Here is a 13,495-nt window from a genome sequence, read left to right as displayed (position 1 = left end):
CTGCGCCACGGTCGCTCCGCGCGCCTGCGCGATCTCGCGCATCACCTCCACGATGTCCCAGGCCCGCTCCGTGTTCACGGGCGGGAAGTCGAACGTGGTGCGGCGGCTGCCTTCCTCGCCCTGCTGCTCGCGCCCGTACTTGCCGCTCAGCAGGCCGCCGGCCAGCGGGCTCCAGACCATCAGTCCGACGCCTTCGCTCCGCAGCATCGGCACCAGTTCGCGCTCGAGGTCGCGGCCGGCCACGGTGTAGTAGGCCTGCAGCGATTCGAAGCGCGCCAGCCCCCAGCGCTCGGCGATGCCGAGCGCCTTGACGATCTGCCAGGCGGCCCAGTTGGAGACGCCCACGTAGCGCACATGGCCCTGTCGCACCAGCTGGTCGAGTGCCCGCACGGTCTCCTCGATCGGCGTGGCGGGGTCGAAGCCGTGGATCTGGTAGAGGTCGATGTGCTCCAGCTGCAGGCGCTTCAGGCTGGCCTTCACGCCGTCGAGGATGTGGGCCCGCGAGGCACCGCGCGCGTTGGGGCCGCGCCCCATGTCGCCGAACACCTTGGTGGCCACGACCACGTTCTCGCGCGGCACCTGGAGGTTCTTCAGCGCCTGGCCGGTGATCTGCTCGGCCACGCCGCCGGCGTAGACGTCGGCGGTGTCGATGAAGTTGATGCCGGCATCGAGCGCCTGGCCGACGAGGCGCTCGGCCTCGCTCTGTTGCAGCGTGCCGATCTTTCCCCACAGGGTTTCATCGGTGCCGCCGAAGGTCATGGTGCCGAGGCAGAGCTCGGACACGAACAGGCCGGTGCGGCCTAGGGGGTGGTGGCGCATGGTGAGGGCTCCGTCAGTCGACAAGACGCCAGAGCATAGGCAGCCTCGAGGGGGCCTGCTGCCGTCCTGGGTATGCGAGCCCCTTGAGCGCGCGCGCCCTCGCAGCTTCAGGCCGCCTGCAAGCACCCCGCCTGCAAGGCATGCGTGAGCGGCGGCAAGACCGCCACCTTCAGCAGCAGGTCGTCGATGCTCTTCGTGCCCGTCTTGGCGCGCAAGCTGCTCACCTGGGTGCGCACCGTGGACACGGTGACGCCATGCACGCGCGCAATCGCTGCCACCGAGTGCCCCGCGCACAGGGCTTCGAGCACCCGGGCCTCGCTCGCCGTCAGGCCGTGGTTGCGCGCATAGGCGGCCATCGGCAGCTTGTCGCACACCACCGCCCGGCTGAGCATGAGCAGCGCGGCGTCGATGCCGTCGCGCCCGCGCTGCGGCACGACGGCCAGCGCATCCCCGCCGTCCGGCTCGCGCGCCACCTGCACGTAGCCGCGCAGGCCACGCAGGCAGGCGGCCTCGACCGCCCGGCTCACCGCCGACTGGTCCGCGCTGCGCAGCAAGCGCAGCCCGCCCGCCACCAGCCTGAAGATCCGCAGGCCTTCCAGGCAGCGGCGGGCGGCCTTGTTGGCGTACATCAGCTGCATGCCGCAGGTGACCAGCAGCATGGGGTAGTCGACCTCGTCGACCATCGCGGCAAACAGGTTCGGCGCCCACGTGTAGGTCGGGTCCGGCGGGTGGGCCGATCGTTCAAGCATCTGGATCATGGTGTTGTTCTCTCCCTGGCAACAAGCGCCCGGCGAGGGCCGGGCGCGCTGCACAGTGTTCTGCTGCCCCAGGTGCAGGCAAATACCAGAAACACAGGAGGCCCGGCCCCCGCGCCTCCTGCATTCACAGGAGGCTGGCAGGCTGGATTCCGCCCGCCCCCCATGCGAACATGACCGCACACACCGTGCCGCCCATGAACCCCATCACAGTCGCCCTCGTCGAAGACGATCCCCGCACGCGGGAACGCTTCACCAACGTCATCGGCGCCGAGCCTTCGCTGCGCTTCGCGTTCGGTGCGTCGACAGCCACCGAGCTGCTGGCATGGTTTGCGGAAAATGTGGTCGACGTGCTGCTCGTCGACCTTGGCCTGCCCGACATGGCGGGGGTCGACCTGATCCGGCGCTGCTGCCGCATGCAGCCGGCCTGCGCGGTGATGGTGATCACGATGTTCGGCGACGAGGCCAACATGCTGCAGGCCTTCGAAGCCGGTGCGCGCGGCTACCTGCTGAAAGACGGCACCGAGACCGACCTCGCCGCCCACGTGCTGAGCCTGCATGCCGGGGGCTCGCCGATGTCGCCCATCATTGCGCGCCAGTTGCTGGCGCGCTGGCAGGCGGATGCGACCATGCGCCCGTCCGCGGCCCGCCCGGCCGCCCGCGCCGACCTGCCCGAAGCGCTGTCGCGCCGCGAGTCGCAGGTGCTCGATCTCGTGGCGCGCGGCTTCACCTACCCGGAGATCGCCCAGCAGATGGGCGTGTCCGTCACCACGGTGCAGACCCACGTGCGCAACATCTACGGCAAGCTGGGCGTCCACAGCAAGACCGAAGCGGTCTACGAGGCACGCCAGTTCGGCCTGTTGCCGTAAGCGCGCGATGACCAGCCGCTGGCTGCTGCTCCTGTGGCTCTGCGCGCTGGCGGCCTGCTCCGCCGCGCCGGCAGGCTCGCCTGTGGTCACGCTGGACTCTGCCCAAGCCGTGCTGCAGCCCGAGGGGCAGCCCGCGCAACGCAAGAGCGTCACGCTGCGCCATCGCTGGGACAAGGACTACCCTGGCCTGGCCGGTCGCGCGATCTATCGGCTGGAGCTGCCGCCGTCCGGCCCGCCGGCACCGCGCGCGCTGTGGTTCTCGTACGTGGGCAACCAGGCCCAGGTGCGCATCAACGGCGTCGACGTGCAGCGCTTCGGTGAGCTCGGCGACCCGCGGCTCGACGCCGGCAAGGCGGGGCAGCGGGTGGTGGTGCCACCCGCACTGCTCCACCGCGATGAACCCAACACGCTTGAGATCGAGGCCACGATGCAGCCGCTGCGCGCCGGTGGGCTGGCCGAGGTTCGCTATGGGCCTGCCGCCGAGATCGACGCGCTGTACGAGCGGCAGCGCCTGGGCGAACAGTCGAGCTCGGCCGCGTACGTGGCCGCCCTGCTGTTGATGGGTGGCCTCGCGGCGGGCCTGTGGTGGCGCCAGCGCGATGCCTTGTACGGCTGCTTCAGCGCAGCGGCGTTCTTCGGCGTGGCCCGCCACCTCGACCGCGTCTGGCTCGACGTGCCCGTGCCCTGGCCGCTGTGGGGCGCGCTGCTGGCCATCAGCTACGGCTGCCACCTCGGCCTGATCGCGCGCTTCGTGCTGCTGCTGGTGGGGGTGAACCCGCCGCGGCTGGTGCGTGCCGTCCATGCGGTGCTGGTCGCGGTGGTCGTCCTGGCGGGCTTGTCGTTCTGGTGGCTGGTGCCGGGCTTGTGGACGGCTGCACTCGGCCTGCTCGAGCTCATCGGCCTGGCCTGCCTGGTGGTGGTGGTGCGCGAGGCGGTGCTGCGGCACAGCCGCATCGCCTGGCTGCTGCTCGGCACCGGTGGCCTGCTGCTGCTGGCCGGCCTGCACGACATCCTGCTGGTTCGCATGGCCCTCTTCGGCGGGTCGAGCATCGCGCTGACGCCGCACGCCTTGTTCTTCCAGGTGCTGATCCTGGCCGGGCTGGTGGTCGGACGTTTCAACCGCTCGGTGGCCGAGCACCGGGCGCTGAACGAGCACCTGGCCGAGCGGGTCGCCGAGCGGGAGCGCCAGCTGCACGACGCCTTCGAGACCCTGCGCGTGCAGCGGCACGAGCAAGCCGTGCTGAGCGAGCGGCAGCGCATCATGAGGGAGATCCACGACGGCATCGGCTCGCAGCTGGTGGGCCTGCTCAGCATGGTCGGGCAGCCGCAGCTGAATCGCCAGGCCATCGAAGAGCACGTGCGCGGCGCGCTCGACGAGATGCGCATGGCGGTGGATTCGCTGCAGCCGGCGCACAGCGACCTGACCACGGTGCTCGCCACGCTGCGCTACCGCCTGCAGCCGAGGCTGCAGGCGGCGGGCATCGAGGTGGTGTGGGAGGTGTCTGCCCTGCCGCCCATTTCGCAGCTCTCGCCGCAGGCCATCTTCCAGGTGCAGCGCATCTTGCTGGAGGCTTTCACCAACGTGATCAAGCACGCACGGGCGAGCCGCGTCACCGTGCAGGCCGAATGGCGGGGCGGTGACCGGCCGGAGGTCGTGCTGCGGCTGTCGGACAACGGCGTCGGGCTGCGGCCAGGCAGCCCGGCCGAGCCCGCGCGCGGCCAGGGCGTCTCGAACATGCAGGCACGCGCCGCGGCCATCGGCGCGGCGCTGAACATCACCTCCCTGTCGGCCGGGGGTGCGTGCGTGGAGCTGGTGTGGCCGATCCAGTCGACTCAGGGAGAAGACTCATGAAGATCGCTTTCACGTCGTGCATGGACACGGTCAACTACCCCACGCAGCCCGGCTGGGCTGCCTTGGCGCGGGAGAAGCCGACCCACGTCGTCTTGCTCGGCGACTCCATCTACATGGACTACGGCAAGAAGATCTTCGGGGCCTTCGTCTCGGGCGGCCCCCGGCCAGAGAGTGAGGCGAATGGCACACCGGCCCGCCTGCCTCTCGACGTCTTCTCGACGCGCATGCACCAGCGCTACGAGCAGCAGTACAAGGTTCCGGGCTTTCTCGACGCGATACGGGGCCGCAAGGTACATGCGATCTGGGACGACCATGATTTCGCGTGGAACAACAGCCGCGGCGCAGGCCCCGCCGGGCCGGCTTTCGTGCCCCAGGCGCAACGTCGGATCTCGACGGCCCACTACCGCGCATGGCAGGCAGCGCTTGCCGCGCAAAAGCCAGGTTACCCGCCCAACGACGTCGACAGCGCCGCGCCTCCCCACGATGACGCCGGCATCGGCCGCACGGAGATGCTCGCGGACGGCGTCTGTCTGCACCTCCTGGACAGCCGCACGTTCCGCGAGGGCGACGAAGACGCGGAAGACGTCTCCCTGCTGGGGCAGGCCCAGCGCGACAAGGTGGAAGCGGCTCTCGCGGCCCATGCGCAAGCGGTCCACATCGTCGCCGTCTCGGAGCCCATGGAGAAGTGGAACAACTTCACCGAGTTCAAGTGGCTGGTCGATTGGGCCACCCGGCGGCACATCCTGGTGATCTGTGGCGACATCCACGACTGCCACTACGTCGGCTACAAGCCCAACGGCAAGAAGGACTGGGGCGCCAAGGACAAGGCCGTGCTGCACGAGTTTGCGGCCAGCGCCATGGCACAGGGGCCGACGGTCTTCGGCAAGAAGAAGGAGGTCTTCGGCACCCTGGACTTCAGCGACACGGCAATCGCCGTCACCCTCTTTCACGAGGGCCAGCCGGTGGAGCGCTACGCCATCGACCGCAACAGCTGGAAGATCTCCAACATCTGAGGTCTTCTTCAGCGCGCCGCCGGTTTGGTGTCCACCGGCAAGCACAGCAGCGCGGTGAGCAAGGCCAAGCCCACATGCAGGCTGTACAGCGGCGTGAAGTCGGCCCGCTGCACGCCCGCGTGGCCGAGCAGCAGCACGGTGATGGCCACGCCCAGCACGGCGCCGATCTGGCGTGTGGCCTGGTTGACGGCACTGCCCACGGCGTACTGGTCGGCCGGCAGCTTGTTGACCGCCGCGCCCGACAGCGAAGGCAGCACCAGGCCGACGCCCAGGCCGCTCATGATCACGCCGGGCAGCCACTGGTGCAGGTAGTCGGGCGAGGTGCCGGGCACGAACAGGAACCAGGCGCCGCTGCACGCATAGAGCAGCGCACCGCCCACCAGGAAGGGCCGGTGCCCGGTGCGCGCCGCGATGCGGCCCGACACGATGGCCGTCGCCACCACCAGCAGCGGCCCCGGCGTGATGGCCAGGCCGGCACGCGGCAGGCTGTAGTGCCACACCTCGGTCATGTAGAAGAAGAAGCCGAAGAACATGATCGCGAACGCGATGCCGAAGCTGAAGGTGGCCAGGTTGACGAAGCTGTAGGTGCGGTTCTTGAAGAGACGCAGGTCGACCAGCGGATCGGCGCTCTGCCGAGCCCACAACACGAAGCCGATGAGCGCGATCACGCCGGTGGCTGCCGCCACCAAGAGCTCGCTGCGCGTCCAGTGCGGCGCATCGCTTTGCACGATGGCCAGCGCCAGCGCGCCCACGCCGACGATCACCAGCGCCATGCCGACGAGGTCGATGCGCTTGCGGGCGCCTTCGCGCTTCTCCTCGCGCAGCAGCGAAGCTCCACGCCAGATGGAGATGGCGCCCAGCGGCACGTTGATGAAGAAGGCCCATTGCCAACCCACCGTGTCGACCACCAGCGAGCCGAAGCTCGGGCCGATGGCCGCTGCCAGGCCGCCCACGGCGCCCCACAGGCTCACCACCACCGTGCGCTTGCTCTGCGGGAAGGCGGCGAGCACCAGCGCCAGCGAGGCCGGCGTGAGCAGGGCCGCACCAATGGCCTGCGCGGCCCGCGCCGCGATCAGCCAGCCCTCGCTGCCGGCCAGGCCGCAGGCGGCCGAGGCGGCAATGAAGAGCGTCACCCCCACCATGAACACACGCTTGCGCCCGTGCGTGTCGGCCAGCCCGCCTGCCGGGATCAGCATCGCAGCGTAGAGCACGGTGTAGGCGTTGAGCACCCACGACATGTCGGCCGCCGTGGCCTGCGGAAAGCCGGCGCGCAGCGCGCCGAAGGCGGCATACAGCATGGTGGCGTCGAGCGAGACCAGGAACACCGCCACGCTGGCGACCCAGAACACGGGCCAGGGCGAGGCTGTGGAGGCTGGCGCTGCAGCAGCGGCCAGCGAAGGGGTGGCGACGATGGGTTTCATGTGTGTTCCTTTGCTGTCTCGGATCCGATGACCACGACCTTGCCTTTGGCCCGCCCTTGCTCGACATGCGCGATCGCCTCGGGCACCTGCTCGAAGGCAAAGCTGCGATCCACCACCGGGCGCAGCGCCCCGCTGTCGTACAACGCGCTCAGTTGGCCAAGCCGTGCTCCGTCGGCCCGCATGAAGAAGAAGGCATAGCGCACCCCCAGTTGCCCGGCTCGGCGACGCACCTTGCGACTCATCAACGCCATCAACGGCGCGAGCAAAGGCTTGCCGATCTGCCGGGCGAAGGCCGCATCGGGGGGGCCGACGACGCTGATCGCCAAGCCGCCCGGGCACAGCACACCCAGGGACTTCAGCAGGTTCTCGCCGCCGAGGGCGTCGAGCACCAGGTCGCAGCCGGAGACCCGCTGCGCGAAGTCGTCGCGGGTGTAGTCGATCACCTCGTGGGCACCCAGTTCGCGCAGGCGCTCGGCGTCTTGACCGTTCGCGGTGGTGACGACCCGGCAGCCCAGATGCCGGGCCAGCTGGATGACCGTCGAACCCAGCCCGCCCGCACCGGCATGCACCAACACCTTCTGCCCAGCCTGCACCTGGCCGACTTCGACCAGCGCCTGCCAGGCGGCCAAGGCGACCAGGGGCACCGCCGCCGCCTGCACCATGGTGAGCGACTTCGGCTTGCGGGCGAGGTCGGCCTCGTCGATGGCAATGAACTCGGCGAAGCTGCCGATGCGCAGATCGCGCGGCCGGGCGTAGACCTCGTCGCCGACCTGGTAGCCGCGCACCGCGGAACCCAGCTTCGTCACCACGCCAGCCACGTCATGCCCGAGCACGAAGGGCGGCGCGTACTTCAACAGCCGCTTGAAGTCGCCGTTGCGAACCATCTTGTCGAGCGGGTTCACGCCCGCGGCTTTCACGCGCACGAGCAGGTCACGCGGGCCGACCGCGGGGGTCGGGACATCGGCCGCGCGCAACCCGCTTGGGCCGTAGCTTTCAACGACGAATGCTTTCATGCGGCCGTTCTCAGCGGCTGAGCGGGCGGGTGTAGACCGGCGGCGAGGCCACCAGGCCCTGCTTGACCTGGCGCGTGATCTCGTCGGCCAGCACCTCGTCGGCGCCGGCTTCCAGTCCGTCGAAGGCGCGTTGCGCCACCAGCTCGGGCGGGGTCTTGGGCACGTCCATGCCGCGCACGAGGTCGGTGTCGATGAAGCCCACGTGCAGGCCCAGCACCTGGGTGTTCTGCGGCAGCAACTCCAAGCGCAAACCGTTGGTGAAGGCCCAGGCCGCGGACTTGCTGGCGCCGTAGACACCCAGCAGCGGCGTGTTGATCCAGCTGGCAATCGACAGCACGTTGAGGATCGCACCGCCGCCGTTGGCCCGCAGCGCCGGCGCAAAGGCCTGGCTCATGCGCCACACGCCGAAGAAGTTGGTCTCGAACTGCTGGCGCGCCGAGCCCATGGCGCCGTCGGCCAGAAAGCCGCCGGTGGCCGCGATGCCGGCGTTGTTGACGAGCAGGGTCACGTCGCCGCAGCGCTGCGCAGCGGCGGCTACCTCGTCGGCGTTGGTCACGTCGAGGCGGATCGCCTCCACGCCGGGCAGCGTGACGCTGGCCGGGTCGCGCGCCGCGGCGTACACCTTGCGCGCACCGCGGGCCAGGGCTTCGCGGGCAAAGGCCAGGCCCAGGCCCCGGTTGGCACCGGTCACGAGAACCACTGCGTTGTCGAGTTTCACGTCGGATCGTCCTTCAAGAATATGATGATCGTCATAATTGACGACCGGAAAAGGCGCCGACCTGCGGCGCCACGGTGAATCAGGAAGCGGTGTCGTACTGCGTGAGCAGGTTCTCGCGGATGGACTTGAGCATGGCCTGTGCCTCGCGCCCCGGGCCGACGGCGCGGGCCAGTTGCAGGCCACCGACCATGCATGCGGTGATGAGCTCGGCGCGCGCCGGGTCGGCGCCTTCGGGCAACGCCCCGCGCACCCGCTCGATCAGCCCGCGCACGCGCACGGCCGAGGCCTCGCGCACCTCGGGCGCCTGGCGCGGCATCTCGGAGATCAGGGCCGACACCACACAGCCGGTTTCGGTGGCGGCGAGGTGCTCGTCGGACAGGTAGCTCTCGACCAGCACGCGCAGCGGGCTCGCCCCTTCGCGGCCCAGCGACTGGATCTTGCGGTCGAGCCGCCCGGCGTTGGACTGGCCGGCGCGCGCCACCGCCTCGGCCAGCAGCGCGTCGCGCGACTTGAAGTGGGCGTAGAAGCCACCGTGGGTCAGGCCGGCCTCTTTCATGATGTCGGCCACGCCGGTGCCTGCATAGCCGCTGCGGCGGATGGCGCGCGCGGCGGCATCGACGATGCGCTGGTGCGAGAGCTCACGGCGGCTGAGGGGCTTGTCCACGGTTCGGATGAGTCAAAAATATGACGGTCATCATAATTCATTCGGCGGCCTGCTGCGCGCAGGGTCTTTGGGGAGAATCCCGCACCCTCTCCCCTCCTTCCCATGACCGCCCATCCACCCCGCCAGCCCGGCCTGGACACCCTGCGCGCCCTCGCCATCGGGCTGGTCTTCATGTACCACTACATGGTGTTCGTGAGCCGCGCGCCCACCTTCGGCTGGGCCAGCCAGGTGGGCTGGGTGGGGGTGGATCTCTTCTTCGTGCTCAGCGGCTACCTGATCGCCGACCAGCTCTTCGCCGGCGTGGCGCGTGGTCAGACCCTGTCACTGCCGAGCTTCTACGCCCGCCGCGCCCTGCGCACCTGGCCGGCCTTCTGGGTGGTGCTGGCGGCCTACTTCCTGTGGCCCGACGCGCTGGGTGGCCGCACGCCGCCGCCCCTGTGGCGCTTTCTCAGCTTCACGCAGAACATCGGCCTGCAGCCGGGCACGGCCTTCTCGCATGCCTGGTCGCTGTGCATCGAGGAGCAGTTCTACCTGGTGTTGCCGCTCATGCTGCTGGTTGCGCTGCGCTGGGGCTCCAGTCGCTGGCAGGCCTGGGCCCTGCTCGGCGCGCTGCTCCTGGCGGGCGTGGCCACGCGCACGGTGCTGTGGCTGTCGTACGGGCGCGAGGCCGACGGCCAGGGTGCGAGCTACTACCCCTGGGTCTACTACGGCACGCTGTGCCGCTTCGACGAGTTCCTGCCCGGCGTGGCGGTCGCCCTGCTGAAGAACTTCCACCCCGCCACCTGGGCGCGCGCCATGCGCCACGGCCGCGTCCTGCTCGCGGCCGGGCTGTGCGCCACCGCGCTGGTGCTGTGGGGCGTGCTGCGCTTCTATTACACCGAGGGCTACGGCTATGGCTTCTTCATGACGGCCTTCGGCTACTCGCTGGTGGCCATGGCCTTCGCGCTGCTGCTGATGGCCGCACTCAGCCCGCAGACCTGGCTCGGGCGCGTTCGCGTTCCGGGCGCTGCCTCGCTGGCCTTGTGGTCGTACTCGATCTACCTCTCGCACAAGGCGGTGGCACACCTGATCCAAGGGCAGGCCAGCGCGGCGGGCTGGTCGGATGGGGCTCGGCTCGCCGCCATCACGGTGGCCAGCGTGGTGGTGGGCGCCCTGCTCTACCGGGTGGTCGAACGGCCGTTCATGGGCCTGCGGGCGCGGTACGTGCCCGGCAACTTCAGGGAACAGAAGGCGTCACTGCCGCGCGGTGCAGCGAACGTCAGCGCCGGTGGTGGCGGCGCTGCCCCGCCACCTTGAGCAGCAGTTCCAGCAGCAGCAAGCGCTCGGCGGGCGAGAGCACCGCCAGCGTCTCGTTCTCCATGGTGGCGGCGATCTTCTCGGCCTTTTGAACCAGCTGCTGGCCGGCCGTGGTGAGCACCACGATCTGCGAGCGGCGGTCTTCGGTGCTGCGCACGCGCTCGACCCAGCCGCGCTCCACCATGCGGTCGAGCGTGACGGCGAGGTTGGGCGGCGAGACGTCGAGCGCCTGGCCGAGCTGCTTCTGATTGACCTGCTCATTGGAGGCCACCAGCACCAGGATGGAGAACTCCACCGCCTTGAGCTGGAGCGGCCCCAGGTGCTTGCTGAACGACTTCTTCAGCTCCACCGAGGCCCGCGTGGCGGCATAACCCACCAGGTGAGTGAGGCGCGACTGGTCGAGCGCGCCATGGCGCACCGGCTTCGGGGCGAGCGTGTCGTCGTCGGCGAGCAGCGAGGTGGTCATGCGGTGGCGGTTGTCAGCTGAGGCAAGGGATTTTGCCCTGCGCGGATGCGGCCCAGGCAGAGCCAGGCTTCGGGAGCCACGAAGTCGAAGTAGTAGCGCGCGGTGTCGCGCTTGGCGGCGTGGAAGGGTGAATCCGTCCGTGCGGCCACGGCGTCGGCACGCGCCCAGCCTTGGGCCAGCAGCACGAGCCCGGCCAGGCGCAGGTAGTCGTCGGCCACACGGTAGGGCAGCTCGGCGTCGGCCGCGCCCGCCTCGGCGATGAAGCGTGTGGCCTCGCGCCACTGCGACAGAGCGGCCTGCGCATGCGCCGACCATTCGCCGGCCGGCAGCTCGGCTTCCAGCCGGCGGATCAGGGCATCGAGCTTGCCGCCACCATCGGGCAGCACCTTGCGCACCAGCAGGTCGATGGCCTGGATCTCGTTGGTGCCTTCGTAGATGCGCGAGATGCGGCTGTCGCGCACGCACTGCTCCACGCCGAAGTCATGCACGTAGCCGTGCCCGCCGAACACCTGCTGCGCCGACTCGGCGGCGGCGAAGCCGTTGTCGGTGAGAAAGGCTTTGACGATGGGCGTGAGCAGCGAGACCTCGTCGTGCGCGGTGTGACGCGCGGCGGCGTCGGGCTGCTGTTCGGCCTGGTCGAGCAGGTGCGCGGTCTCGTAGGCCAGCACGCGCCCGCCTTCGAGCAGCGCGCGCTGGCGCAGCAGGCGGTGGCGCATGGCCGGGTGCAGCGCGATCGGGTCGGCCGCCTCGGCGCGCCGCTCGGGCGGGCGCACCGGGGCGCGCATCTGCGTGCGCTCCAGCGCGTAGCGCAGGGCGTTCTGGTACGCCATCTCGGAATGGCCCACGCCCTGCAGGCCGACGTGCAGGCGCGCCGCGTTCATCATCACGAACATGGCCGCCATGCCGCGGTGCGGCTCGCCCACCGGCTGGCTGGTGGCGCCGTCGAAGGCCATCACGCAGGTGGCGCTGCCCTTGATGCCCATCTTCTTTTCCAGCCCGTCGCAGCGCAGCGCGTTGCGCGTGCCCGCGTGGGTGTCATCCGGCAGAACCTTGGGGCACAGGAAGAGCGACAGGCCCCTGGTGCCCGCCGGCGCATCGGCGATGCGCGCAAGCACCAGGTGGACGATGTTGTCGGTGAGGTCGTGCTCACCGCCCGAGATGAAGATCTTGGTGCCGCGCACGCGGTAGCTGCCGTCGGCCTGCGGCTCGGCCCGCGTGTTCAACAGGCCGAGGTCGGAGCCGGCGTGCGCCTCGGTGAGGCACATGGTGGAGAGCCATTCGCCGCTGACGATCTTGGCGAGGTAGCGGTCCTTCAGCTCCTGCGTGGCATGCGCCATCAGGCACTCGTAGGCGCCGTGCAGCAGGCCGGGGTACATGTTCCAGGCGTGGTTGGCCGCGTTGAGCATCTCGTGCAGCACGGCATTGAGCGCGTGCGGCAGGCCCTGTCCACCCACCGCCGGGTCGCAGGCCAAGGCGGGCCAACCGGCCTGCACGAAGGCCTGGTAGGCGGCGCGGTAGCCGCGCGGCGTGATGACCTGGCCGTCGCGCAGCGTGCAGCCTTCGAGGTCGCCCCTGGCGTTGAGCGGGGCGACCACCTCGGCGGCGAACGTGCCGGCCTCTTCGATCACCTGGCGCGCAGTGTCGGCGTCGAGCTCGGCATAGGCCGGCAGCGCGGGCCATTGCGCGGGCAGTTCGAGCAGCTCCTCGATGACGAAGCGGATGTCGCGCAGCGGCGGTTCGTAGTGCCACATACCGAGCAGCCTAGGCTTCGGCCTTCTTGCGAGCGGCGCCGAGGTAGGTGTCGATCACGCGCGGGTCTTTGGCCAGATCGGCGGCGGGGCCTTCGAGCGCGATCTCGCCCATCTCCAGCACGTAGCCGTGGTCGGCCACTTCGAGCGCGGCGCGCGCGTTCTGCTCCACCAGCAGGATGGTCACGCCGGTAGCGCGCAGGTCGGCGATGGTGCGGAAGATCTCTTTGACGATCAGCGGGGCGAGGCCGAGCGATGGCTCGTCGAGCATCAGCAGCTGCGGCCGGCTCATCAGCGCACGGCCCACCGCCAGCATCTGCCGCTCGCCGCCCGAGAGCGTGCCGGCGAGCTGCTTGCGCCGCTCCTTGAGGCGCGGGAAGCGGGTGAAGACTTCTTCCATCGCCTCTTGCGTGTCCTTGCGGCCCAGGCGCACCTGGCGGAAGGCACCGAGCAGCAGGTTGTCTTCGATCGGCATGCTGCTGAAGAGGGCGCGCGTCTCGGGGACGAGGGCGATGCCTTGCATCACGCGGTCTTCGAGGGGGCGGTGGGCGAGGGGTTGGCCGTCGTAGGTGATGTCGCCCTTGCTCGGCAATACACCCATCAGCGCGTTGAGCAGGGTGGACTTGCCGGCACCGTTGGGGCCGATGACGGTGACGACGCTGCCCTTGTGTGCTTCTAGGTTCAGACCGTGGAGGACTTCGGCGCGGCCGTAGCCGGCGTGGAGGTTGGTGACTTTCAGCAAGGGAGTGGTCATGTCGTTCTTTCGCGCTGGCGAGATCGGATCACGGGTGTGAAGGCATGCATGCTTCGGCGCGGGGCTTCGATACCTCAGCCTGAGCGGAAGGAGAGTGTTCGACGCAT

Annotated in this window: 13 protein-coding genes; 4 read left to right on the top strand and 9 right to left on the bottom strand. The window is 69.8% G+C overall.

Annotated elements, in window-relative coordinates; all coding sequences use genetic code 11:
• Both VFL64_RS08665 and VFL64_RS08660 read right to left on the bottom strand, forming a co-directional pair.
• Positions 1-819, bottom strand: an 819-nt coding sequence (locus tag VFL64_RS08665) for an aldo/keto reductase (RefSeq protein ID WP_489539977.1), incomplete at its 3' end; no start/stop codon positions are given.
• 107 nt (positions 820-926) lie between these two features.
• Complete coding sequence (locus tag VFL64_RS08660; protein ID WP_489539976.1) at positions 927-1,577, bottom strand: helix-turn-helix transcriptional regulator; 651 nt, start codon at positions 1,575-1,577, stop codon at positions 927-929.
• Positions 1,578-1,771: 194 nt separating this feature from the next.
• Between VFL64_RS08660 and VFL64_RS08655 the strand changes: the two genes are divergently transcribed.
• From VFL64_RS08655 to VFL64_RS08645, 3 genes are read left to right on the top strand one after another with little or no spacing between them, the layout of a single operon-like run.
• Complete coding sequence (locus VFL64_RS08655) at positions 1,772-2,443, top strand: response regulator (RefSeq protein WP_489539975.1); 672 nt, start codon at positions 1,772-1,774, stop codon at positions 2,441-2,443.
• Between the two features lie 7 nt (positions 2,444-2,450).
• Positions 2,451-4,295, top strand: coding sequence for a sensor histidine kinase (locus tag VFL64_RS08650; RefSeq protein ID WP_489539974.1), 1,845 nt, complete (start codon positions 2,451-2,453; stop codon positions 4,293-4,295).
• A complete protein-coding gene (locus VFL64_RS08645) occupies positions 4,292-5,308 on the top strand; it encodes an alkaline phosphatase D family protein (protein ID WP_489539973.1) in 1,017 nt (338 codons plus the stop codon). The genes VFL64_RS08650 and VFL64_RS08645 overlap by 4 nt, the downstream gene beginning before the upstream one ends.
• Before the next feature lie 8 nt (positions 5,309-5,316).
• Here VFL64_RS08645 and VFL64_RS08640 read toward each other — a convergent pair whose 3' ends face one another.
• From VFL64_RS08640 to VFL64_RS08625, 4 genes are all read right to left on the bottom strand, one after another.
• Complete coding sequence (locus VFL64_RS08640; protein ID WP_489539972.1) at positions 5,317-6,729, bottom strand: DHA2 family efflux MFS transporter permease subunit; 1,413 nt, start codon at positions 6,727-6,729, stop codon at positions 5,317-5,319.
• A complete protein-coding gene (locus VFL64_RS08635; RefSeq protein WP_489539971.1) occupies positions 6,726-7,742 on the bottom strand; it encodes an NADP-dependent oxidoreductase in 1,017 nt (338 codons plus the stop codon). Before VFL64_RS08635 ends, VFL64_RS08640 begins: the two co-directional genes overlap by 4 nt.
• Before the next feature lie 10 nt (positions 7,743-7,752).
• Positions 7,753-8,460, bottom strand: a complete 708-nt coding sequence (locus VFL64_RS08630) for an SDR family oxidoreductase (protein WP_489539970.1) — start codon at positions 8,458-8,460, stop codon at positions 7,753-7,755.
• A gap of 79 nt (positions 8,461-8,539) precedes the next feature.
• A complete protein-coding gene (locus tag VFL64_RS08625; RefSeq protein ID WP_489539969.1) occupies positions 8,540-9,124 on the bottom strand; it encodes a TetR/AcrR family transcriptional regulator in 585 nt (194 codons plus the stop codon).
• Positions 9,125-9,226: 102 nt separating this feature from the next.
• On the opposite strand from VFL64_RS08625, the gene VFL64_RS08620 reads away from it, so the two are divergent.
• Entirely contained in the window at positions 9,227-10,420 is a 1,194-nt protein-coding gene (locus VFL64_RS08620; protein ID WP_489539968.1) for an acyltransferase family protein, read from the top strand.
• Here VFL64_RS08620 and VFL64_RS08615 read toward each other — a convergent pair.
• From VFL64_RS08615 to VFL64_RS08605, 3 genes are read right to left on the bottom strand one after another with little or no spacing between them, the layout of a single operon-like run.
• Entirely contained in the window at positions 10,383-10,886 is a 504-nt protein-coding gene (locus VFL64_RS08615) for a MarR family winged helix-turn-helix transcriptional regulator (RefSeq protein ID WP_489539967.1), read from the bottom strand. The genes VFL64_RS08620 and VFL64_RS08615 overlap by 38 nt on opposite strands.
• On the bottom strand, positions 10,883-12,637 hold the full coding sequence (locus tag VFL64_RS08610; RefSeq protein ID WP_489539966.1) for an acyl-CoA dehydrogenase family protein: 1,755 nt from the start codon (positions 12,635-12,637) through the stop codon (positions 10,883-10,885). The genes VFL64_RS08615 and VFL64_RS08610 overlap by 4 nt, the downstream gene beginning before the upstream one ends.
• 10 nt (positions 12,638-12,647) lie before the next feature.
• Complete coding sequence (locus VFL64_RS08605) at positions 12,648-13,388, bottom strand: ABC transporter ATP-binding protein (protein WP_489539965.1); 741 nt, start codon at positions 13,386-13,388, stop codon at positions 12,648-12,650.
• Positions 13,389-13,495 lie beyond the last annotated feature (107 nt).

Origin of the sequence: Rhizobacter sp., from assembly GCF_035702065.1 — a bacterium.
GTDB lineage: Bacteria > Pseudomonadota > Gammaproteobacteria > Burkholderiales > Burkholderiaceae_C > Rhizobacter.
This window is presented reverse-complemented; position numbering and strand designations above follow the sequence as displayed.

What these genes read in the sequence shown, in the direction of transcription:
- VFL64_RS08650 (WP_489539974.1), top strand. Translation starts at nt 2,451, where the DNA reads ATGACCAGCCGCTGGCTGCTGCTCCTGTGGCTCTGCGCGCTGGCGGCC.
- VFL64_RS08640 (WP_489539972.1), bottom strand. Translation starts at nt 6,729, where the DNA reads ATGAAACCCATCGTCGCCACCCCTTCGCTGGCCGCTGCTGCAGCGCCA.
- VFL64_RS08655 (WP_489539975.1), top strand. Translation starts at nt 1,772, where the DNA reads ATGAACCCCATCACAGTCGCCCTCGTCGAAGACGATCCCCGCACGCGG.
- VFL64_RS08605 (WP_489539965.1), bottom strand. Translation starts at nt 13,388, where the DNA reads ATGACCACTCCCTTGCTGAAAGTCACCAACCTCCACGCCGGCTACGGC.
- VFL64_RS08615 (WP_489539967.1), bottom strand. Translation starts at nt 10,886, where the DNA reads ATGACCACCTCGCTGCTCGCCGACGACGACACGCTCGCCCCGAAGCCG.
- VFL64_RS08645 (WP_489539973.1), top strand. Translation starts at nt 4,292, where the DNA reads ATGAAGATCGCTTTCACGTCGTGCATGGACACGGTCAACTACCCCACG.
- VFL64_RS08610 (WP_489539966.1), bottom strand. Translation starts at nt 12,637, where the DNA reads ATGTGGCACTACGAACCGCCGCTGCGCGACATCCGCTTCGTCATCGAG.
- VFL64_RS08660 (WP_489539976.1), bottom strand. Translation starts at nt 1,577, where the DNA reads ATGATCCAGATGCTTGAACGATCGGCCCACCCGCCGGACCCGACCTAC.
- VFL64_RS08635 (WP_489539971.1), bottom strand. Translation starts at nt 7,742, where the DNA reads ATGAAAGCATTCGTCGTTGAAAGCTACGGCCCAAGCGGGTTGCGCGCG.
- VFL64_RS08620 (WP_489539968.1), top strand. Translation starts at nt 9,227, where the DNA reads ATGACCGCCCATCCACCCCGCCAGCCCGGCCTGGACACCCTGCGCGCC.